This is a genomic window from Pseudomonas sp. FG98, assembly GCF_057808595.1.
This window is the reverse complement of record NZ_JBMDIJ010000201.1, coordinates 1-341: the sequence shown is the minus strand read 5'-3', so window position 1 is coordinate 341 and position 341 is coordinate 1. Positions and strand designations below refer to the sequence as shown.

Genomic DNA, 341 nt, shown 5'->3' with positions numbered 1-341 from the left:
TCCCAGCGCCGCAAAACACCGTTTATGTCGACGGTGGCAATGTCAGCGTCACCATCACCGGCACCACTGGCGGCGACTTCGAGCACCTGGAAGTCAGCCCGACCGCAGCAGTGACTGCGGTGACCGATAGCATTGACACCAGCACCGTGACGCTCACTGCTACTCCGAGCGTAGTGGAAGGTGGCGTGATCACTTACACCGCTACCGTCAGCGCCCCGGTCACCGGCTCCCCGCTGGTGGTCAGCCTGGCCAACGGCCAAAGCATCACCATCGCAGTCAACGCCACCAGCGGCTCGGTCAACTACACCGCGCCGAACAACGTCTACGCCACCAACGCGCCA

Annotated in this window: 1 protein-coding gene; it reads left to right on the top strand. The window is 63.3% G+C overall.

Annotated elements, in window-relative coordinates:
• A partial coding sequence (locus ACODSK_RS32715) for an immunoglobulin-like domain-containing protein (RefSeq protein ID WP_489022307.1) occupies positions 1–341 on the top strand: 341 nt, incomplete at both ends.